Annotated in this window: 1 protein-coding gene; it reads right to left on the bottom strand. The window is 70.8% G+C overall.

Annotated elements, in window-relative coordinates; genetic code table 11:
- On the bottom strand, positions 1–318 hold a 318-nt coding region (locus HWW87_RS36925), incomplete at both ends, for an aminotransferase class I/II-fold pyridoxal phosphate-dependent enzyme (protein WP_175824385.1).

Below are 318 nucleotides of genomic sequence, written 5' to 3' on the forward strand. Positions count from 1 at the left end.
CGCGCCCGTGCCGCCCAGTGCCTGGGCCGTGACCACGCGGCCCGCCGCGATCAGCGGCGAGTCGTTGCCGAGCAGCAGCTTCTGCACGGCCGCATCGTAGGCGGCGATCCCGTCGATCGGCAGGTAACCGCGCGGCAGGCCGGCCTCGACACGCGCCTTCTCCGCGTCGCGCACCGCGCGCAGCAGCGGAATCTTGCCGTCTTCGTTCGTGTACACGCCGACGCCGAGGTTGACCTTGGTCGGACGCGCATCGGCGTTGAAGGCTTCGTTCAGGCCCAGGATCGGGTCGCGGGGAGCAAGCTGGACAGCGGAGAAGAG

This window comes from Burkholderia sp. BCC0419, from assembly GCF_902830285.1.
Taxonomy (GTDB): domain Bacteria; phylum Pseudomonadota; class Gammaproteobacteria; order Burkholderiales; family Burkholderiaceae; genus Burkholderia.